Annotated in this window: 22 protein-coding genes; 2 read left to right on the top strand and 20 right to left on the bottom strand. The window is 45.6% G+C overall.

All coding sequences use genetic code 11. The features are described from left to right. Positions 1-7: 7 nt before the first annotated feature. The 3 genes from QY97_RS02775 to QY97_RS02765 all read right to left on the bottom strand — a co-directional run bounded on the left by QY97_RS02775 (position 8) and on the right by QY97_RS02765 (position 2,570). On the bottom strand, positions 8-1,114 hold the full coding sequence (locus tag QY97_RS02775) for a D-alanyl-D-alanine carboxypeptidase family protein (protein WP_046128664.1): 1,107 nt from the start codon (positions 1,112-1,114) through the stop codon (positions 8-10). Between the two features lie 138 nt (positions 1,115-1,252). Then, positions 1,253-1,828, bottom strand: coding sequence for an SMC-Scp complex subunit ScpB (gene scpB / locus QY97_RS02770; protein WP_039237723.1), 576 nt, complete (start codon positions 1,826-1,828; stop codon positions 1,253-1,255). Then, complete coding sequence (locus tag QY97_RS02765) at positions 1,815-2,570, bottom strand: segregation/condensation protein A (RefSeq protein WP_039237722.1); 756 nt, start codon at positions 2,568-2,570, stop codon at positions 1,815-1,817. The genes scpB and QY97_RS02765 overlap by 14 nt, the downstream gene beginning before the upstream one ends. 149 nt (positions 2,571-2,719) lie before the next feature. Between QY97_RS02765 and QY97_RS02760 the strand changes: the two genes are divergently transcribed. Next, the gene (locus QY97_RS02760) at positions 2,720-3,250 is read left to right on the top strand and encodes a DUF309 domain-containing protein (RefSeq protein ID WP_039237721.1); all 531 of its coding nucleotides are present in this window, start codon (positions 2,720-2,722) and stop codon (positions 3,248-3,250) included. Positions 3,251-3,288: 38 nt separating this feature from the next. Here the strand turns inward: QY97_RS02760 and QY97_RS02755 are convergent, their stop codons facing one another. The 17 genes from QY97_RS02755 to QY97_RS02675 all read right to left on the bottom strand — a co-directional run bounded on the left by QY97_RS02755 (position 3,289) and on the right by QY97_RS02675 (position 17,747). After that, positions 3,289-3,666: a GNAT family N-acetyltransferase gene (locus tag QY97_RS02755; protein WP_039237720.1), complete on the bottom strand. Its 378-nt coding sequence runs from the start codon at positions 3,664-3,666 to the stop codon at positions 3,289-3,291. Positions 3,667-3,889: 223 nt separating this feature from the next. Next, entirely contained in the window at positions 3,890-5,209 is a 1,320-nt protein-coding gene (gene lysA, locus QY97_RS02750; RefSeq protein WP_039237719.1) for a diaminopimelate decarboxylase, read from the bottom strand. A 150-nt stretch (positions 5,210-5,359) separates the two neighbouring features. After that, on the bottom strand, positions 5,360-6,838 hold the full coding sequence (locus QY97_RS02745; RefSeq protein ID WP_039237718.1) for a spore germination protein: 1,479 nt from the start codon (positions 6,836-6,838) through the stop codon (positions 5,360-5,362). 35 nt (positions 6,839-6,873) lie between these two features. Continuing rightward, positions 6,874-7,299, bottom strand: coding sequence for a stage V sporulation protein AB (locus QY97_RS02740; RefSeq protein ID WP_039237885.1), 426 nt, complete (start codon positions 7,297-7,299; stop codon positions 6,874-6,876). Then, on the bottom strand, positions 7,283-7,906 hold the full coding sequence (locus QY97_RS02735; RefSeq protein ID WP_039237717.1) for a stage V sporulation protein AA: 624 nt from the start codon (positions 7,904-7,906) through the stop codon (positions 7,283-7,285). Before QY97_RS02735 ends, QY97_RS02740 begins: the two co-directional genes overlap by 17 nt. A gap of 117 nt (positions 7,907-8,023) precedes the next feature. Beyond that, positions 8,024-8,782, bottom strand: a complete 759-nt coding sequence (sigF, locus tag QY97_RS02730) for an RNA polymerase sporulation sigma factor SigF (RefSeq protein ID WP_039237716.1) — start codon at positions 8,780-8,782, stop codon at positions 8,024-8,026. A gap of 12 nt (positions 8,783-8,794) precedes the next feature. Further along, positions 8,795-9,235 carry an anti-sigma F factor gene (spoIIAB, locus tag QY97_RS02725; protein WP_039237715.1) on the bottom strand — a complete coding sequence of 147 codons (441 nt, stop codon included), beginning with the start codon at positions 9,233-9,235 and terminating at the stop codon, positions 8,795-8,797. Further along, positions 9,225-9,587: an anti-sigma F factor antagonist gene (spoIIAA, locus tag QY97_RS02720; protein ID WP_039237714.1), complete on the bottom strand. Its 363-nt coding sequence runs from the start codon at positions 9,585-9,587 to the stop codon at positions 9,225-9,227. The genes spoIIAB and spoIIAA overlap by 11 nt, the downstream gene beginning before the upstream one ends. A 111-nt stretch (positions 9,588-9,698) precedes the next feature. Continuing rightward, on the bottom strand, positions 9,699-10,874 hold the full coding sequence (locus tag QY97_RS02715; RefSeq protein WP_039237713.1) for a D-alanyl-D-alanine carboxypeptidase family protein: 1,176 nt from the start codon (positions 10,872-10,874) through the stop codon (positions 9,699-9,701). A 156-nt stretch (positions 10,875-11,030) separates the two neighbouring features. Continuing rightward, the gene (locus QY97_RS02710) at positions 11,031-12,335 is read right to left on the bottom strand and encodes a pyrimidine-nucleoside phosphorylase (RefSeq protein WP_039237884.1); all 1,305 of its coding nucleotides are present in this window, start codon (positions 12,333-12,335) and stop codon (positions 11,031-11,033) included. Between the two features lie 14 nt (positions 12,336-12,349). Next, positions 12,350-13,165 (bottom strand): purine-nucleoside phosphorylase, encoded by an 816-nt coding sequence (locus QY97_RS02705; protein WP_039237712.1) that lies wholly within the window; start codon positions 13,163-13,165, stop codon positions 12,350-12,352. A gap of 14 nt (positions 13,166-13,179) precedes the next feature. Continuing rightward, positions 13,180-14,364, bottom strand: a complete 1,185-nt coding sequence (gene deoB, locus QY97_RS02700) for a phosphopentomutase (RefSeq protein ID WP_039237711.1) — start codon at positions 14,362-14,364, stop codon at positions 13,180-13,182. 155 nt (positions 14,365-14,519) lie between these two features. Next, positions 14,520-15,413 carry a site-specific tyrosine recombinase XerD gene (gene xerD / locus QY97_RS02695; protein WP_039237710.1) on the bottom strand — a complete coding sequence of 298 codons (894 nt, stop codon included), beginning with the start codon at positions 15,411-15,413 and terminating at the stop codon, positions 14,520-14,522. 6 nt (positions 15,414-15,419) lie between these two features. Further along, on the bottom strand, positions 15,420-15,650 hold the full coding sequence (locus QY97_RS02690) for a DUF4227 family protein (protein ID WP_039237709.1): 231 nt from the start codon (positions 15,648-15,650) through the stop codon (positions 15,420-15,422). A 159-nt stretch (positions 15,651-15,809) separates the two neighbouring features. Beyond that, positions 15,810-16,301, bottom strand: coding sequence for a ferric iron uptake transcriptional regulator (gene fur, locus QY97_RS02685; RefSeq protein WP_039237708.1), 492 nt, complete (start codon positions 16,299-16,301; stop codon positions 15,810-15,812). 177 nt (positions 16,302-16,478) lie between these two features. Further along, positions 16,479-17,114 carry a stage II sporulation protein M gene (gene spoIIM, locus QY97_RS02680; protein WP_039237706.1) on the bottom strand — a complete coding sequence of 212 codons (636 nt, stop codon included), beginning with the start codon at positions 17,112-17,114 and terminating at the stop codon, positions 16,479-16,481. Between the two features lie 81 nt (positions 17,115-17,195). Then, on the bottom strand, positions 17,196-17,747 hold the full coding sequence (locus tag QY97_RS02675; RefSeq protein ID WP_039237705.1) for an NUDIX hydrolase: 552 nt from the start codon (positions 17,745-17,747) through the stop codon (positions 17,196-17,198). 122 nt (positions 17,748-17,869) lie between these two features. Between QY97_RS02675 and QY97_RS02670 the strand changes: the two genes are divergently transcribed. After that, positions 17,870-18,787 carry an aldo/keto reductase gene (locus tag QY97_RS02670; RefSeq protein ID WP_039237883.1) on the top strand — a complete coding sequence of 306 codons (918 nt, stop codon included), beginning with the start codon at positions 17,870-17,872 and terminating at the stop codon, positions 18,785-18,787. Positions 18,788-18,878 lie beyond the last annotated feature (91 nt).

The following is an 18,878-nucleotide window of genomic DNA, read 5'->3' as shown; positions in this document are numbered from 1 at the left end:
CCGCTGATTACCATGGCCACCAGTCCTTCCAGCTTCCCTTTTTCTCCTTCTCTGCTGTTTTCCCCTGGTAGTAAATTGGCAAAGAGTAAATCTTTTCATCCTTCAAAAAGGCCTCGGCCCTTCCTACTACTTCAGGCACCTTTCCTTCCTTCCAGCTCTCTTTAGGTTTTAAGAGGCGGAAGCGGATGGAGACTGCTTCTTCCTCTTTCTTCGTCAGCGGATACACCGCGTCTCTTTTGAGATAAATGTTCCCTTTGTAAAAAGGATGATTAGAAGCCTTCACCTTACCTTTCTCCAGCACAATCTTAGGATCGTATGTGTCAAAGCCATACTCGTACATGTAAATATGGTCATTCCAGTCGTCGGGGGCATTCAAGGTAACAGCAATTAGATCCAGGTCACCTTTCGTGGCGGTGGTTACAAGCGTGCGCCTTGCTTTCTTTGTATAGCCTGTTTTCCCTCCTGTTGCATGTTTGTACTTTTCCGTTAACAACCGGTTCTTATTGCGCCACACCCGGTCCCAGTCTCCTTCAGGACTTGGCGCTCTATATACCTTTGTCCCTGAGACTTCCCGGAACGTTTCATTCTCCATTGCATATCTTGTTAATAAGGCCATATCATAAGCGGTTGAGCGGTGACGTTCACTGTCATCTAGACCATGCGGATTAGCAAAGTAGGTGTTTTTCATGCCAATTTGCTCTGCCTTCTCATTCATTAAATAGACAAACCCCTCTTTGCTGCCCCCTACGTGTTCTGCGATAGCCATCGCAGCATCATTTCCTGACCGAAGCATCAGTCCGTATACTAAATCTTTCAGAAGGATTTTTTCTCCCTTTTGTAAATATAGTGAAGACCCTTCTGTTTGGACAGCTTCCTCGCTGACAGTGACCACCTCATTCAGCTTGTCCGATTCAATCGCTATAACCGCCGTCATAATTTTCGTGATACTAGCAATGCGCATAATGGCATGAGGATTCTTTTCATATAACACCCGCCCGCTCTGCTGTTCCATCAATACTGCGCTGGCTGCGCTCGTATCAGCTTGTACGAGAGGAGCTCCAGCCATCATGAACAGCACGAAAGACAGGACGGCAGCCATCAGCTTTTTTCTCATCCACTCTTCTCTCCCTTGTCCTGCTTATTTGTATAACCAATATATGCGAGACAAGGAGATTTAGAAGGAGAAGCAGCATGTTCATTTCGTTGACAAAAAGAAAAAAGCGGCCTTTATCCGCTTTTTAACGTTCACTTCTTATTCCTGTTCAAATTGTTCAAAAAACAGATCCATTTCTTCTGAATCAGAGAAGGCAAGCTCGCCTGAAAGCGGCGGCAGTTCTGTTACATCCTTTAAGCCAAAGCAGTCAAGAAACTCCCTCGTTGTTCCGTATAGGATAGGACGCCCCGGGCTCTCACTTCTTCCTGCTTCTTTGATTAAGCCTTTTGAAGAAAGGGTGTGCAAAGCGCTTTCTGTCTTTACCCCGCGAATGTCTTCGATCTCTGCTCGTGTAATCGGCTGTTTATAGGCGATAATAGCGAGCGTTTCTAAAGCGGCTTGTGAAAGTGTCTGCGGCTGACTTTGCTCTGTCAGCTTCTTTAAATAGGACGCATGTTCTTTTTTCGTTGCAAGCTGATACGTTCCTGCTAGTTCTATCAGCACTATTCCGCGGTCTTCTTCCTTTTCGTAGCGTTCTTTCAGCTCTTCTATCACTCCAGCCGCCTCAAATTCTTCCACTTCAAGAACTTGAGCAAGCTGTTTGAGCGTCAGCCCGGCATCACCTGCCACAAACAGAAGGCTTTCCGTGACGCTTAACCAGTTAACAGCCGGCATGCGCTGTTCCTCCTTTCGCACGGACGAACAGTTCCGAGAAATTCTTACGCTGTTCTACAATAATATCATTTAATTTCATCAGCTCTAGTATAGCTAAAAAGCTAACGACCAGCATTTCCTTGTCTCCCTCAACAAATAAGTCTTCGAACCTGCATGGCTCCTGGCGGCTTCTCACCTGCAGAAGGATTTCGTCCATTCTCTTTTCAATAGAGACTTCCTGCCGGGAAACCGCAGCTGTACGAGGTTTCTGCAGTTTCTTCCGGCGGAGAAGCTTATGAAAAGCTCCGAGCATATCATACACAGTAACGTTAAGCTCGGCAAGCGCCGGCGGCTCCCCGTCATGGAAGACTGCTAAATCACTCGGCGGCTTCGTGAAATACTGATTCCGGTCACGCTCTTGCTCCTGTAAGTACTTAGCGGCTTCCTTAAATTTCTTATATTCGACCAGCTGCTCAACCAGCTCATCACGAGGGTCCTCCTCCTCCCATAGGGCGCCTTCAGCTTCTTCTTCATAAACAGGAAGCAGCGTCTTGCTTTTAATAGCTAGAAGGGTTGCGGCCATCACTAAATACTCACTCGCTATATCAAGCTCCAGCTCCTTCATTGTATGAATAAACAATAAATACTGCTCTGTGATTTCCACCATCGGAATATCATATATATCAATTTCCAGCCGCTGAATCAGGTGCAGCAGCAAATCAAGCGGTCCTTCAAACACATCTGTTTTTACGTTATACTGCATTACTAATCACCAATTCTTCTCTATTCAAGCCTTCTTATCCTTTCTAGTATAGAAGAATTCTAGTTTGTATCCAACTATTTTTTAGTTTGATTGAAAGTTTCTCACTGTGGTATTATGTATAGTAAGCTTAGCATTTTAGGAGGACATTCATGTATTCATATCCGTTGTCGTATTTGAGTTTTTTGGCCCATTTTCACGAAGACCGCGATTACTTTGAATGCCATGAAGTGCTAGAAGAGTTCTGGAAGGAGAAGACAGACCAGGCCCCGGATTCTGTCTGGGTCGGGCTGATCCAAATGGCTGTTTCCTTCTACCATCATCGCCGAGGCAACTTCATTGGCGCTAAAAAGTTAATGACAAAAGCGGTGGCAATATTTCATAAGCGAGAAGAAGAGTTAGGCGAATTGAGCATTGACAGGGAAGCCCTCCTTCATCAACTTTCCTGCCGTTTGCGGGAGATAGAAAATGAAGAGTCTTTCACAGACATGGCCATCCCTTTCTCTGATACAAAGATTGTGAAGCAGTACCGTGATTTTCTTCAAAGCTCCTTTTTGCCTGCGGAAGAGCCGGCTGCTGAATATATCTATCACAAGCATAAGATGAGAGACCGTTCGGATGTGCTGGCCGCACGTGAGGAATCTCTGCGGACGCGCCGCCAATTAGCGGCTGCTGCGAAATAGCTCTTCGCCGTTATTTATATAAAAAGAAGACCTGGTTTCTATACCAGGTCTTCTTTTTGTTCTTTTCCCTCTTCCTCTTTTGCAAACTTCTGAAAAAAAGTCGTGGTGGATGAGCTAGGCACGATACGTTTGTCGGTATGCATTTCTGTTATTGCTTTGATCATTCGCTTCCCGATTCCTTCTTGCCGATAAGACGGATTTACAGAAATATGCTGGATTTCTACTTCTTCTCCAACCCTGATTCCTATAGCACCAATAATGTCTTCCTCATCTTTCCACAAATAGAGCTGCCAATCATCTTCTGTTTCATAACCCTTCATTGTCTGCTGCAGTTTCTTTATATCTCTTTCTTCGGGCATAAAAGACAACAAACCCATAGCTATTTTTTCAAAAGATTTCTTATAACGAATCAGCATCCTAAATCCCTCTTCAATATTAAATAGCAATTATTATTGCTGTTTAACGGTATTTACTATTCATTATTACTTTACCAAATTTTTGAAACTCGATCAACTTGGCCCTTCATTACACAATAACAAGGGCATAGTACACTCCCCAGCCCATCGCTATTAATAAGAGTATGATAAACAACCAAACATTCTTTTTGTCCATGCTGCACCTCTAACCCCTATTGTTTCTTTACTGCTTTACTGTCACTTTCAGCGGAAGGTCCAGTTTGACTAAGTCTTCGTAGCTTTCCCGTTTAATTACTAATTCAGCCTGGCCATTCTCAACGAAGACCACAGGCGGCCGCGGAATTCGGTTGTAGTTATTTGCCATGGAATAACCGTAAGCACCCGTACAGAATACAGCCAGCAGATCTCCCTGTCCAGCTTTCGGAAGCGGTAAATCCCAAATCAGCATATCACCTGATTCACAGCATTTACCAGCGATTGACACAGTTTCTTCCACCGGATCATTCACCCGGTTGGCAAGCACCGCTTCATACTTTGCATCATAGAGCGCCGGACGAATATTATCATTCATTCCACCGTCTATCGCCAGGTATTTTCTCACTTCCGGTACTTGCTTGCTCGATCCTGTCTGGTAAATGGTTGTACCTGCGTCACCAACAAGCGACCGGCCTGGTTCTATCCAAATCTCAGGCATGGCAAGGTTGAATTCCTTTGTTTTTGCCTGAACTTCTTTAATAATCTCTTCTACATATTCAGAAGGCTGCAGCGGTTCGTCTTCCTCCGTATATCGAATCCCAAATCCTCCACCAAGATTGAGCACCTCTGCCGTAAAGCCGAATTGCTCCTTCCAATCAGCTAGTTTCTGGATAATTTTTTCTGCAGCCAGCTTAAAGCCAGTTGTTTCAAAAATTTGAGAACCAATATGACAGTGAATACCGAGCACTTTCAATGACGGCTTGCTAACCGCTTTTTGAAAAGCCTCTTCCGCTTGTCCATTGTTTAAATCAAAACCAAACTTAGAATCTTCCTGCCCTGTTAAGATGTAGTCATGTGTATGAGCTTCAATTCCAGGTGTTACGCGAAGCAGAATATCAACCTTCTCTCCTCGCTCCTTCGCCACTTCTTCTAACATATCAAGCTCATAAAAATTGTCTACAACAATGCAGCCAACCCGGTGAGCAAGCGCCATTTCCAGTTCTTCCCGGCTTTTATTATTGCCGTGGAAATGAATGCGTTCGGCTGGGAATCCGGCTTTTACGGCCGTATAGAGCTCCCCTCCAGAAACAACATCTAAAGATAACCCTTCCTGATCTGCCAGTTGAATCATACCAATTGCCGAAAAAGCCTTGCTCGCATAAGCCACTTGAGAGCTAACGCCCAGCTTTTGAAACGTTTCTTTAAAGCCTCTTGCCCGCTGTCTAATCAGCGCCACGTCATAAATATATAAGGGGGTTCCGTAATGTTCAGCTAGGCTGACAACGTCCACTCCCCCGACCTCCAGGTGACCTTCCTTATTTACACGGGCTGTTCCGTATGCATGCATGTTATCGCCTCAATTCTTGATGTTTGCCTGTTCCTGACTGCAGTTCTGCTTTAGAGAAAATAGACAGCTGCCCTTTGGCAGACTGTCTATCAGCAGGCAAAACTTAGATTAAACTGAATATACCATACATTTGTTCCTAGCTCAATATCGTTATTTTCCATTTGGCTGTCTGTACGGGTCTTCCGGATGTACAATGCTTGGTCTCATCTTGGAACCAGGAATAGCCCGCCGAACGAATACTTGCGAAAAGGCTTTCGGATCAAATGGCAGCAACGGCCACAAATAAGGCGTATTCAGCGCGCGCATGCGGGCCAGATAAATAATGACTAACGCAGTCGCAATAACAAACCCCGGTACTTTAAAGAAAGATACGGCTAAAATGATAAATATACGAGCCAGCTTGTTCGCAATACTGACTTCATAGCTGGGTGTTGCGTACGTTCCGATTGCTGCTAAAGAAGCGTACAGAATGACTTCCGGTACGAATAAACCGACATCTATAGCAATTTGTCCGATCAATACAGCGGCGATTAAACCCATCGCCGTCGATAAAGGAGTTGGCGTGTGAATAGCGGCTATCCTCAGGAATTCAATACCGGCATCTGCAATGATAATTTGCAGAGCCAGCGGTATGTTGGTTTCCTCATTCGGTCCGATAAACTTCAGTGCATCGGGAAGCAGCTCTGTTTGAGATGCAAGCAGCAGCCAAAATGGCAGTAAAAATAAAGAGGCAATTACCCCTATGAAACGAACCCAACGCACAAATGTACCAACAGCCGGCGATTGCCTGTATTCTTCCGCGTGCTGCATATGGTGAAAAAAAGTTGCCGGAAGGATAATGACGCTCGGTGAAGTATCAACAAATAATAGTACATGCCCTTCAAGTAAGTGCGCCGCTCCAATATCAGCCCGCTCCGTGTACCTGACAATCGGATAAGGATTAAACCCTTGCTTGACAATAAATTCTTCGATTGTCTTGTCAGCCATCGGAATACCGTCAATTTCAATAGAGCTAAGCTCCTTTCTAACGATTTTCACAAGGTTCGGGTCGGCAATGCCTTCTATATAGCCAATTGCCACATCTGTCTTAGAGCGGTCCCCCACTCTATTCATTTCAAATCGAAGCCGCCCATCACGTATGCGTCTTCTTGTCAAAGCTGTATTAATAATGATGTTTTCTACATAGCCATCCCTCGAGCCCCGTACAACCTTCTCCGTATCCGGTTCCTCGGGCTGCCTTCCAGGGTAACTCCTGACATCCACAATTAACGCCTGTTCATCACCCTCTACCACAACAGCAATCAGACCGGATAACACCTGATCGATTGCATCCTGTACTTTATCAACATGTTCCACCGACTGATGGACCAGGTGGTTTTCGATGACCCGGGCCGGACGTATACTTTTCTGCTCTTTCTCATGCAGCTGCAATTGTGTCAGCTGCGATAAAATACCAATAATAAACAGCGAATCACACAGGCCGTTAATATAGTAGATATGGACTTTCTTTCCGAGGATCGTAAACCTCCGCACACCCGCGTCAAAGCTTGTGCCGAGACTCATTTTCTCTTCCATCAGTTTATCCAGCTTCTCTGGATCTTTCGGGATCTTCAGCTGCTCATCCTTCATGTTGAACCCTCCCTGCAATCTTTATCCTTTTACCCTTACCGATTTATGAAATACAGCCAATGAAATAGCGAGCCCGCTATTTTACCAAAAGCAATCGCCATCATAAGTGCAACGATCCGTTCATGGATACCCATCCGCTTCGCTAGGATAGGAAACACGTTCAGCACTTCTGTTAAGGCAGCGGCCAGCAAGCCGACAAACACTCCGCTAAGCAAGCCCATTGGAGCAAGCCACACTGCTGATATATACAGCTTTACCGGCACAAAGCTGACAAGCGTGCCCGCGAGCACTCCAGCAATAACGGCCCATTCGTAGCTTTTCACCTTCCTCCATGTGCCTGTCACCTGCATGAGGCGGGGAATAATTCCTAGTACTGTAATGAAAGCAATAAAGCCAGCTCCTACCGCCAGTCCACCCGCCAGCCCCATAAAGATGAGCAGCAAGCTATGAATGAGGGTCATCATCACTTATTCTTCCTTCTTTTCTCTCATGCACAATGACGTACTGATCCATATCCTGCTGATAATTAAACATCTCGATTTCCATAGGGCTCGGCTCCTCGTTTAAGCGTTTTTTGAATAAATGATTAAAGAATAGAATCATTCCTGCTCCAAGCCCGATGGAATAGGGAATTTGAAAAATGAGAGGCTGCTCCGTTGTTTCTCCCGTCACTATTTCATACAGCTTAATATGAACCTCCGGCATACTGACATCTTCATGGAAATTCATAATGGTGAGACCTGCTCCTACGAATAATAAAAGCCAAACGAACAGAAAAAGCGGCCACGGCTTTCTTGCTGGCGATGATGTATCAACGATCGTTTGCGCAGGACCAATAAACTGAATATCGATACCGGGCCATTGCTCGTGAAGCTTCTCGATCACGATCATCGCATCTACTACAGCAACAGGCATCTCTCTCTTTCTTACTTTATAAATATCCGTATACAGCAAATCACCCTGCAAATGCTCTGGCGCTATGACCTCCGCAATGTCTCTCAGCTTCACCGTTTTATTCTGCGGATGGCGTACACGGTGGCGAAGTCGAATATAAACGATCGCTTCCATCACTTTCCCACCCTGTTCATAAGTTCTTGTGTATTAATATGGGCGTAACTAGAGGGATTCATGCATTAATGCATATAAAAAGCCGGCAAACAAGACATTGTTTGCCGGCTGATGGCCTTAAGGCATTCCCATTTTATCCTTCATTTGTGATAAAATCTTTTTTTCGAGCCTGGAGACCTGAACTTGCGAAATGCCGAGCCGCGTGGCTACTTCAGATTGCGTCTGGTCCTTATAATAACGTAAGTAAACGATCAGTCTCTCTCTTTCATCCAGCTCCCTGATCGCTTCTTTTAAAACAACTTGATCAAAAGCGTGCTGACTATTCTTATCTGCCATCTGATCAAGCAGCGTAATCGGATCCCCGTCATTTTCATATACGGTTTCGTGAATAGAGGAAGGAGAGCGGGCTGCTTCCTGAGCCATCACCACTTCTTCTGCAGAGATCTGCAAATAGTCGGCTATCTCCTGGATGCTCGGTGTCCGGCTGTGAAGCTTCAGCAGTTCCTCTCTTGCCCGACGGATCTTGTTACTTGTTTCTTTTAGTGAACGGCTAACTTTAACCGTGCCATCATCCCGAATAAAGCGCTGAATTTCACCAATGATCATAGGTACGGCATAAGTAGAGAATTTCACATCATAACTTAAATCAAACTTGTCTACTGACTTAAGCAAGCCAATACAGCCGATTTGAAATAAGTCATCTGGATCGTACCCCCGATTAATAAAGCGCTGTACGACAGACCACACAAGCCGCATATTCCGCTCAACAATTGTATCTCTCGCCTCTTGATTCCCTGCCTGGCTCTCTTTGATCAAATGCTTCAATTGGTCATCTGACAGAATTTCCGGCTTTTGCTTCTTAGTCTCTACATCCATGGCATGAACTCCTTAATTACATAAGGCTTTTTTATTAGCAATCTGCTTTTTCAACCGAACGGTCGTGCCGTTTCCTTTATGAGAGATCACTTCAATTTCGTCCATGAAATTCTCCATAATCGTAAACCCCATGCCTGAACGTTCAAGCTCTGGTTTAGTCGTGAAAAGAGGCTCTCTTGCTTCTTCTACGTCCTCCATACCGACTCCCTCATCACGAATGATCAGATCAACTACATCATCCTCAAGAATGACGGAGACATACACGGTACCGGCAGGATTTCCTTCATACCCATGAATAATGGCATTTGTTACTGCCTCTGACACAACTGTTTTAATTTCTGTAAGCTCATCAACTGTCGGATCAAGCTGGGCAACAAAAGCTGCGACTGCTACTCGGGCAAATGACTCGTTTTCACTAAGCGCGCTAAATTGTACGTTCATTTCATTTCTCATAACACGCTGCCCCCAATCTTTCAAGTGCCTCTTGCTCGGACGATGCTGTCCCCATAATTTTGAATAAACCAGACATATCAAATAGCCGCTGTACAGCAGGAGAGATGGAGCATACGACCATTTCTCCGTTCTTTTTCTTAATATGTTTATACCGTCCCAGGATCACACCGAGACCTGAGCTGTCCATAAACGCCAACTCTCCAAGGTTTAAAACGATGTGACGGACGCCTTGATTATCTATTGCTTCGCTTGCCTGCTCGCGGAGGGCTTCTGCCGCATGATGGTCGAGTTCCCCAGCAAGCCTTAGACATAGCACTTCGTCTATTACTTCTAAATCCACTGATAAGCTCACTTCTGCTTCCCCCTTTTTAATGGATTAACAAGCCTTTCGACGAATGGTTCTCACAATCCTTCCCCATGACAAAACTAGAAGAAATCTTCTAAAAACAGGGAGTTTTCGGCATTAAAGTGTTTCTACCTTTGTAAAGTAGTGGAAGACTTTTTTATAAAACTGCCACCAGCTGGCCCGCTCTACATTTTCCTTGGCCACAAGAGGAGTGGAAGACACGACTTCTCCATCCTTCTTGATCACTAATTGACCGAGCTCGTCTCCCTTTTTTACCGGCGCCTGGATGTTCTTTTTCAATTTAATATCCTTTGATAGCTTCCCTTGCTTCTCTCCTTTTTTCGTTAAGAGTGAAACTTCTTCTCCTGTTACCAAAGTGATTTCGCTCTTGTCACCTTTGGCTACACGAACCTCACTTAGCGTTTCACCTTTTTTATAAAGAGGGTTCACTTCATATTGATGAAAGGCATAATCGAGCATCTTCGTGACTTGGGCATTTCGGTCTTTCGGTGTAGGCGCGCCGAAGACAACAGCAATGACTCTCATATTATTTTTTGACGCGGTAGCTGTGAGGCAATATTTCGCCTCATTCGTAAAGCCTGTTTTTAAACCATCTACGCCCGGATAAAATTTCACCAGTCTGTTTGTATTTACAAGCCAGAATTTCTTATCGCTGTCTTCCCGTAGATAATCTTCATATGTGCTGGTAAATGTTAAGATATCTTTATGCTTAAGCAGCTCTCTCGCCATGATCGCCATATCGTGTGCTGAGCTATGATGGCCTTCGACCGGCAGTCCGGTAGCATTTTTAAACTTCGTTTGTTTCATCCCCAACTCTTCCGCTCTTTCATTCATCCTTTCCACAAATGCCTCTTCGCTCCCGGCTATCCGTTCAGCTAAGGCAACAGAAGCGTCATTGGCCGATCCGATAGCGACGCCCTTCATCATTTCCTGAACGGTCATTTCTTCTCCAGGCTCTAAGAAGATTTGCGAGCCGCCCATGGAAGCGGCATATTCGCTTGCACGCACCTTTTCATCCCATGACAGCTTCTTTTCTTCCAGCGCTTCCATAACTAAGAGCATAGTCATGATCTTCGTCATAGAAGCAGGAGGAAGAGCCTGTTCACTGTTTTTTTCAAACAGCACAGCACCTGTTGTTTGTTCAATCAATATAGCTGATTTTGTCTGCTCGGCCAGTTTGACCTTGTCGTCCTCTGCATGGACCATCCCTGTTGAAAAAAGCGCAGACCAAACCAAGCATATAACGGCGGTTAAAGGAAAAACTCGCTTCATAAGTGAATGACCTCCCATAAGATGGTTATCTTCCCAATCGATATACACCCATCTTTTCCATCCCGCCTATTTTTATACAAAAAAAGAAGCATCCTATAAAAAGATGCTTCTTCCGGACCGCCGGAACACGAGAGATGTGTTTCTTGCAGAGCTATTTTATTCTGTAATTTCCTCGTGGATTAAAACGGGAGGAGTAACCGGCTCCTTGGAAAGAAGAATGCTTCTGTACAGCTCCTCTTTCACATGGTTTACCTCCTCAGTATTACTGTGTATCACAGCGAGGGGTTCACCTGCTTTGACTTCATCGCCAATTTTTTTAGTAAGTACAATACCGACACCAAGGTCAATGACCGAATCCTTCGTGGCGCGGCCAGCCCCCAGCCACATCGCCGCCGTACCGATCTGATCAGCAACAATGCTTGAGACATAGCCTGCCTCTTTTGCCGGGAGCTCGATCTGGTACTTCGCCTGTGGCAATTTAGAAGGATCATCTACTACAGAGGCATCGCCGCCTTGAGCAGCGACAAACGTCTTGAACTTCTCAAGTGCCTCCCCCGTATTAATGACTTTAATCAATTGCTGACGTGCATCCTCGAGTGTTTCGGCTTGCCCTGCCGCATATACCATTTGGCTGCCAAGAACGAGGCACAGTTCCGTTAAATCTTCCGGCCCTTCTCCTTTCAGCGTTTGAATCGCTTCGTTCACTTCCAACGCATTGCCGATCGCCCAGCCAAGCGGCTGACTCATGTCCGAAATCACCGCCAGTGTTCTACGGCCCACATTGTTGCCGATTCGCACCATAGCCTGAGCCAATTCACGGGAGTCCTCCAATGTTTTCATAAAAGCTCCTGCCCCAGTTTTCACATCAAGGACAATCGCATCCGCTCCAGCAGCGATTTTCTTGCTCATGATAGAGCTTGCGATCAAGGGAATGCTGTTCACTGTAGCCGTTACATCGCGAAGGGCGTACAGCTTCTTATCAGCAGGCGTTAAGTTACCGCTTTGTCCGACAACCGCCAGCTTGTTTTTATTAACTAAGTCAATAAATTCATCTTTATTGATTTCAACATGAAATCCTGAGATAGACTCTAGTTTATCAATCGTTCCGCCTGTATGCCCAAGCCCGCGGCCGCTCATTTTCGCTACCGGTACACCTACAGCAGCTACGAGAGGACCTAACACAAGCGTAGTCGTATCTCCTACGCCTCCCGTAGAGTGTTTGTCCACCTTCACGCCGTCAATGGCGCTCAGGTCTATCTGGTCACCAGAGGCCACCATAGCCATCGTTAAGTCGGCGCGTTCCTGCTCTGTCATCCCCTTAAAATAGATGGCCATCATGAGCGCACTGATTTGATAGTCAGGGATGGTGTCATTCGTATAGCCCTCAATAATCCACTGAATTTCTTCTGTCGACAGCTGCTGGCCATCCCGCTTTTTTTGGATCAAGTCGACCATTCTCATTCCAATCCCGCCCTTCATATCGATTTAATAATTTCTTTTACATAACGGAGAAAATCAGCTCTTACCTTCTCTGTCGTTTCTATTACTTCGTCATGAGTAAGAGGCTGATCAAGGATGCCTGCAGCCATATTGGAAATGCATGAAATACCGAGCACTTCTATTCCACTGTGGCGCGCAACGATCACTTCAGGTACAGTAGACATCCCTACTGCATCACTGCCAAGCACTCTTGCCAACCTTACCTCTGCCGGCGTTTCATAAATTGGACCTGTATTAGCCATGTATACGCCTTCCTTCACAGCTAAGCCGATTGTTTCAGCCGTTTCTTTAGCCAGCTGGCGCAGCCTTTTGCTATAGGCTTCCGACATATCCGGAAAGCGCACACCAAGATCCTTATCGTTCGGGCCAATCAGCGGATTGCCGCCCATGTTGTTAATATGGTCGGTAATAATCATCAAGTCACCAGGGGAGAATGATTCATTTACGCCTCCCGCTGCATTCGTCACAATAATAGTCTCTATGCCAAGTGCCTTCATGACGCGAACAGGAAACGTTACTTGATCAAGGGAATACCCCTCGTAATAATGAAAGCGCCCCTGCATCGCCGCCACTTCTTTTCCTGCAAGCGTGCCAAATACCAGCTGCCCGGCATGGCCTTCTACTGTAGAAACAGGAAAATGAGGGATATCCTCATAGGCCACTTTTTCAGCCTCCTCGATTTCATCAGCAAGCACACCAAGGCCCGAACCTAGAATGAGACCGATCGATGGCTGTTTGCTGCCTTTCTCCCGAAGGAAGTCAGCCGCTTCCTGTATATTTACTTTATCCATTCCTCTTTCCCCCTTTAATTTAGTTCCTCTAAAAAGCTTTCCCCATAGGCGGGCTTATTTACGTTGAAATTCTCTGCCACCGTAGCGCCTACATCCGCGAATGTTTTTCTGATTGGCAGCTGCTTTCCTTCAGCTTTACGCTTTGTATAGACTAAAAGAGGCACATACTCCCTCGTATGGTCAGTTCCATGGTGAACAGGGTCATTTCCGTGGTCAGCCGTAATAATTAGCAAATCCTCTTCTGTCATCTTAGCAAACACTTCCGGAAGGCGGGCATCAAACTCCTCAAGCGCTCGTCCGTATCCTTCCGGGTCACGCCGGTGGCCAAACAAAGCATCAAAGTCCACGAGGTTAATGAAGCTGAGACCCGTAAATTCCTTATCAAATGTTTCAATGAAACGGTCCATGCCGTCCATATTAGACTTCGTGCGGATGGCTTCTGTTACGCCTTCTCCGTCATAAATGTCAGAAATTTTTCCGATGGCGATCACATCGTAGCCGCCGTCCTTTAATTCATTCATCACTGTGCGGTCAAATGGTTTAAGCGCGTAATCATGACGGTTTGGCGTGCGTTCAAAGGCTCCCGGCTTTCCGACAAACGGGCGGGCGATGACACGTCCTACCATGTATTTTTCATCAAGCGTCAATTCACGCGCGATTTCACAAATACGGTAAAGCTCCTCAAGCGGAACCACTTCCTCATGTGCAGCTATTTGAAGCACAGAATCTGCTGATGTGTAGACAATAATAGCCCCTGTTTCCATGTGCTCCGGACCCAGCTCGTCTAAAATAGCCGTGCCGCTTGCCGGCTTGTTTCCTATAACTTTTCTGCCTGTCTTCTGCTCCAGATCATCAATCAGTTCCTTTGGAAACCCGTCGGGAAACACTCGGAAGGGCGTCCCGATATGGAGACCCATTAATTCCCAATGACCCGTCATCGTATCTTTGCCGCTGGAGGCTTCCTGCATTTTCGTATAATAAGCGAGCGGCTGATCGGCTTTATTTACACCTTGAAGTTCGCGAATGTTTCCTAAACCAAGCCGTTCCATGTTTGGCAGACGCAATCCGTTCATTCTTTCAGCAATGTGACCAAGCGTATCTGCACCGGCGTCATTAAACTGCGCAGCATCCGGTGCTTCCCCTATGCCTACGGAATCCATTACAATTAAATGCACTCTTTTGTATGTAGATGTCGTCATTTCGTTCCCTCCATTTTTGTTCTCCTACTGACCATCTTACCCTATTCTCACTTGAATAATCCTATTCATTCGTCAGATGTCTGACCTTTACATCTTCACTCTACTCTTTTCTCTTTCTATTGACAAGAAAAATGCCGTCCGTCACCGGAACAGCATTAAGCTCTTGGATGAAATTGTGAGTAAACGTCTTTCATTCTTGTCTTCGTTACATGAGTGTAAATTTGAGTTGTAGAAATGTCCGCATGGCCCAGCATTTCCTGTACTGCCCGCAAATCCGCCCCGTTCTCAAGCAGATGAGTAGCAAAGGAGTGCCGGAGTGTATGAGGAGTCAATTCCTTCTCGATGTTCGCTTTCTTCGCCAGCGCCTTGAGGATTTTCCAAAACCCCTGCCTCGATAAGCGTTTGCCGTGGTGGTTTAAGAATAAGGCCTCTTCTGGATACTTCTTCGACTTCAGCCTAGGCCGACCGGTATTCAGGTAACTCTCAATCACCTGGATGGCCGTTTTTCCGATTGGAATAATTCTCTCTTTGTTCCCCTTTCCAGTACAGCGAACAAAGCCCATTGTTAAATGAACATCATCCAAATCCAGCGAAGTCATTTCACTTACCCGCATGCCTGTTGCATATAAGAGTTCTAGCATTGCCTGGTCACGCAGGCCGAAGGGAGTAGAAGCATCAGGCGCTTCTAATAGCGCCTCTACCTCAGTGAGGCTCAATACTTTTGGCAATGTCTTTTCCATTTTAGGGGGTTCAATATGAACAGACGGGTCCTGGTCTACCGCCTTGTCCCTTAGCAGAAACTGATGAAAAGCCCGCACAGATGCCACATGACGGGCAATCGTCTTTGATGACTTTCCTTCCCCCTTTAAATGGCCCAAAAACTGGACAATATGAGTTCTCGTCACGTCTTGCAATGAGTCAACCTGCTCTACTTTATTTAAGAATAATAAATAATGAGTTAAGTCACGCTTGTAAGCCGAAATGGTGTTTTTTGATAATCCTTTTTCTACAACCATATAATGAACAAAGTCTTCTAGACGTTCTTTCATTTCACATTACTCCCCATCCAAATAAAATAGCAGCAGCCGTTCCAGCCACACCTCGCGAGTCCCCTCTGACAAGTATGCTACCTTAATCGCTTCTCCAGCGGGCTTCTCGTAACGGTGCTGTTCTACATATTTGCTCTGCACCCAGAGCATGGCGATATAAAACAGCAGTGTACAACATGTAAAAAAAAGAAAGATCTTCACAGCCTGCCACACAGTACCTAACCATTCCCGTCTCACTCGCTCCTCACCTGCCTGCTTTTTAATACAAGCATATGAGAGAAGGAGAATCGATTAGAACAGCCGTCCAGACACCGGCCGACTTTTTGATCCTATTTTTATTTTCATCTTCCTTGTATGTAAGAATATAAAAAGCCCTTCGATTGGGCGAAAGGCTTTTTATTCAACGTGTTGTGTTTCCATCGATTCTTTTGTTGTTTGTTTTTGTTCTGCTTTCTCCTGACAACGCCAGCAGACGCCATGAAACGTCAGGCGGTGGTCCTTTACCTGAAACTTCCAATCGCGTTCTACAACCTGCTCCACTTCTCCGAGCAAATCTTCTTGGATTTCATCTACAGATCCGCACTCAATACATACAAGATGATGATGAAAATGAGCCGCTCCCTCTTGACGCAAGTCATAGCGGGAAACGCCGTCTCCAAAATTTATCTTATCCACTACTTTCAGTTCGGTTAATAGCTCTAGTGTTCGGTAGACAGTAGCCAGCCCTATTTCTGGTGCCTTTTCTTTAACGAGGAGGTAGACATCTTCTGCGCTTAGATGATCTTCTTCATGTTCAAGCAGCACCCGAACAGTGGCTTCTCGCTGGGGTGTCAATTTATAACTCGCAGAATGTAATTGCTTCTTAATACGATCAATCCGGCTTTCCATAATTAGCCCTCCCTCGCCGATGTATGTTTATTATAACAAAATGGGAGGAAGTTGCAAAATGAAATTATTATAATGTATCACCACAAAATGATTATTATTTAAGAAAGACTACAGAGTACACCCTTGTTTCCTTCCTTAAAGGAAAAGGCCGGATAAATCGCTATTACACCATTGAGTTTATTTAATGACAATCTGCATAAGTACAGGAGATATATAGGCTTCAATGCCGGCAGCCAGAGCGGCCATGCCAACAGCCGCCAAGAAGAACAGAAAATACTTCGATAACAGCGCAGACATTTGAAAATGGCCAGACTGCTTCATGAACACTTTTTTCATCAGCTGAAGGGAGAAAGCAGTAGAAACAGAGGCCACGAAAATGAAAGCTGGAACGATAATTAAATTTTGCGGCAGGATAGAAGCCACTGCTACAAAGAAACCGTCCCAGTTCATCTGCTGAACAAGGAAGCCGACAGAAAAGCCGACCACAATGCCCTTCATGAATAAGAAGATAAAAATAAGCGGCAACCCGATGATCGAAATGCCAAACAGCCACATACAGCCTAAATATTTCACATTATGAATAAAGCTCTGCTGGAATAAGTCCTCTGAATCGGCAATTTGTCCCGATGATACTTGTCCAAAAAATTGCTGTAAGTAGTAGGCCAGGTCTTCCTTTTGAACGAGGGAAAGGCTGTTCACAACGATTGCCCCAAAGACGACCCCCATGAAAAACAAGACAGCTACGAATACATAGATGGAGGCATGCGCCTGAATGTGTTTACTGATAGCAACCTGGGATAACCTTTTCTGCATATAAGCTCCTCCTTTTTTCCGCTACTCCAATGTATGCGCGGAAAAAGGAGGGTATGCTTACACGGCTGCCCTTTCCTTCTGTTATTCAGTCAGAGCCTTTTGCAGCTGCAAATACTGGATCGCGTAAGCTGTTTTGGCGTCGTGGATGCGCTGGTCCTTGATCATTTTCTCCGCTTCTTCCAGTGTTACTTCCATCAGTTCAACGAATTCATCCTCATCTGGCATTAAACGCTCCTCTTTTTGCGTTAACCCCTCCGCTAAATATAAATAGACGAGTTCATCAGCAAATCCTGGAGAAGTATAGAAGGACTGCAGAAGCTTCATACTCTGACACACATATCCAGTTTCCTCTTCCAGCTCCCGGCGGGCAGTTGCTTCAGGGCCTTCTCCCTTTTCGAGCTTGCCGGCAGGGATTTCAATAATAGAACGTTCCAGTGCTTTGCGGTACTGTTCAACGAGAACAATCCTTCCTTCATTTGTTAAAGCAAGAATCGCAACGGCCCCAGGATGTTTAATAATCTCTCTCTTTGCCTTCTTTCCATCAGGAAGCTCAATATCATCCACTTGAAGCTTTACAACCTTGCCCTCAAAAATCATTTCCGTTTGAATGGTCTTCTCTTCAAATTTATTCATCCTTATTCCTCCACTCCTTTTTCATGAGTGTACCATAGCCGCAAGCCAAATAAGAAGCAGACAGATTATTTGTCCAAGCGGATTTCCCTCCGATATGATAAGGAAGAAAGGAGAGGATGAGCTTGAAGAAACGTACGCTGGGAAATTCAAATTTGCACGTCAGCGAACTAGCCCTCGGATGCATGTCACTAGGAACCGACGAGAAAGCTGCCCAGTCTATTATTGACGCCGCTCTTGAGGAAGGCATCAATTACTTTGACACAGCTGACCTGTACGACTTTGGTGAAAATGAGGCCATCATCGGCAAGCTGCTGAAGAATGTGCGCGACCAGGTGGTTATCGCGACTAAAGCTGGCAACCGATGGGAGCATGGCAAGGAAGGCTGGTCATGGGATCCATCAAAGGCATACATAAAAAGTGCGGTCAAGGAGAGCTTAAGGCGCCTTCATACGGATTACATTGACCTCTATCAGCTGCACGGAGGCACCATAGAAGATCCGATGGACGAGACCATCGAAGCGTTTGAGGAGCTAAAAAAGGAAGGCCTGATCCGTGAGTATGGCATTTCCTCCATCCGCCCTAACGTCATTCGCGAATACATTCAGCATTCCTCGATCGTCAGCATTATGATGCAATACAGCTTGCTCGACCGCCGCCCCGAGGAATGGCTTCCTTTGATTGAAGAGCACAACATCAGTGTAGTCGTCCGCGGCCCGCTCGCCAAAGGCCTATTAAGCACGAACTGGCGAGAGAAGGTAAGCAAATTTCAGGAAAAAGGATTTCTAGACTATTCGGAAAGCGAATTAACCGAGCTGTTGAGCGAGCTGGAGAACAAACTTGCAGACAGACGTACAATGAATGGCCTGGCCTTCCGTTATCTTCTTGAACAAAAAGCCGTTTCTTCTGTCATAGCCGGAGCAAGCTCAGTGGACCAGCTGAAGGAAAATATCCGGGCTATTAAAGAAAACTCCCTATCTGATGAAGAAATCAGCCTTATTCAATCGCTGACAAGAGCCAACCAGTATGAGCAGCATCGTTAAAATCGAGTAGAGGGAAAATAAGTTGATTATTTTCGCCCCTCTCACACCACCGTACGTACGGTTCCGTATACGGCGGTTCAATTTATATTAC

Source organism: Bacillus thermotolerans, from assembly GCF_000812025.2.
GTDB lineage: Bacteria > Bacillota > Bacilli > Bacillales > Domibacillaceae > Quasibacillus > Quasibacillus thermotolerans.
The sequence above is the reverse complement of the archived record's forward strand: the minus strand, read 5'-3'. Positions and strand labels throughout refer to the sequence as shown.

What these genes read in the sequence shown, in the direction of transcription:
- deoB (WP_039237711.1), bottom strand. Translation starts at nt 14,364, where the DNA reads ATGACGACATCTACATACAAAAGAGTGCATTTAATTGTAATGGATTCC.
- spoIIM (WP_039237706.1), bottom strand. Translation starts at nt 17,114, where the DNA reads ATGCAGAAAAGGTTATCCCAGGTTGCTATCAGTAAACACATTCAGGCG.
- fur (WP_039237708.1), bottom strand. Translation starts at nt 16,301, where the DNA reads ATGGAAAGCCGGATTGATCGTATTAAGAAGCAATTACATTCTGCGAGT.
- QY97_RS02745 (WP_039237718.1), bottom strand. Translation starts at nt 6,838, where the DNA reads ATGAAGGATGAGCAGCTGAAGATCCCGAAAGATCCAGAGAAGCTGGAT.
- QY97_RS02705 (WP_039237712.1), bottom strand. Translation starts at nt 13,165, where the DNA reads ATGGATAAAGTAAATATACAGGAAGCGGCTGACTTCCTTCGGGAGAAA.
- QY97_RS02740 (WP_039237885.1), bottom strand. Translation starts at nt 7,299, where the DNA reads ATGACCCTCATTCATAGCTTGCTGCTCATCTTTATGGGGCTGGCGGGT.
- spoIIAB (WP_039237715.1), bottom strand. Translation starts at nt 9,235, where the DNA reads ATGAGAAATGAAATGAACGTACAATTTAGCGCGCTTAGTGAAAACGAG.
- lysA (WP_039237719.1), bottom strand. Translation starts at nt 5,209, where the DNA reads ATGCATGCATACGGAACAGCCCGTGTAAATAAGGAAGGTCACCTGGAG.
- QY97_RS02775 (WP_046128664.1), bottom strand. Translation starts at nt 1,114, where the DNA reads ATGAGAAAAAAGCTGATGGCTGCCGTCCTGTCTTTCGTGCTGTTCATG.
- QY97_RS02715 (WP_039237713.1), bottom strand. Translation starts at nt 10,874, where the DNA reads ATGAAGCGAGTTTTTCCTTTAACCGCCGTTATATGCTTGGTTTGGTCT.
- QY97_RS02735 (WP_039237717.1), bottom strand. Translation starts at nt 7,906, where the DNA reads ATGGAAGCGATCGTTTATATTCGACTTCGCCACCGTGTACGCCATCCG.
- QY97_RS02765 (WP_039237722.1), bottom strand. Translation starts at nt 2,570, where the DNA reads ATGCAGTATAACGTAAAAACAGATGTGTTTGAAGGACCGCTTGATTTG.
- QY97_RS02760 (WP_039237721.1), top strand. Translation starts at nt 2,720, where the DNA reads ATGTATTCATATCCGTTGTCGTATTTGAGTTTTTTGGCCCATTTTCAC.
- QY97_RS02710 (WP_039237884.1), bottom strand. Translation starts at nt 12,335, where the DNA reads ATGAGAATGGTCGACTTGATCCAAAAAAAGCGGGATGGCCAGCAGCTG.
- QY97_RS02675 (WP_039237705.1), bottom strand. Translation starts at nt 17,747, where the DNA reads ATGAATAAATTTGAAGAGAAGACCATTCAAACGGAAATGATTTTTGAG.
- QY97_RS02755 (WP_039237720.1), bottom strand. Translation starts at nt 3,666, where the DNA reads ATGCTGATTCGTTATAAGAAATCTTTTGAAAAAATAGCTATGGGTTTG.
- sigF (WP_039237716.1), bottom strand. Translation starts at nt 8,782, where the DNA reads ATGGATGTAGAGACTAAGAAGCAAAAGCCGGAAATTCTGTCAGATGAC.
- xerD (WP_039237710.1), bottom strand. Translation starts at nt 15,413, where the DNA reads ATGAAAGAACGTCTAGAAGACTTTGTTCATTATATGGTTGTAGAAAAA.
- scpB (WP_039237723.1), bottom strand. Translation starts at nt 1,828, where the DNA reads ATGCCGGCTGTTAACTGGTTAAGCGTCACGGAAAGCCTTCTGTTTGTG.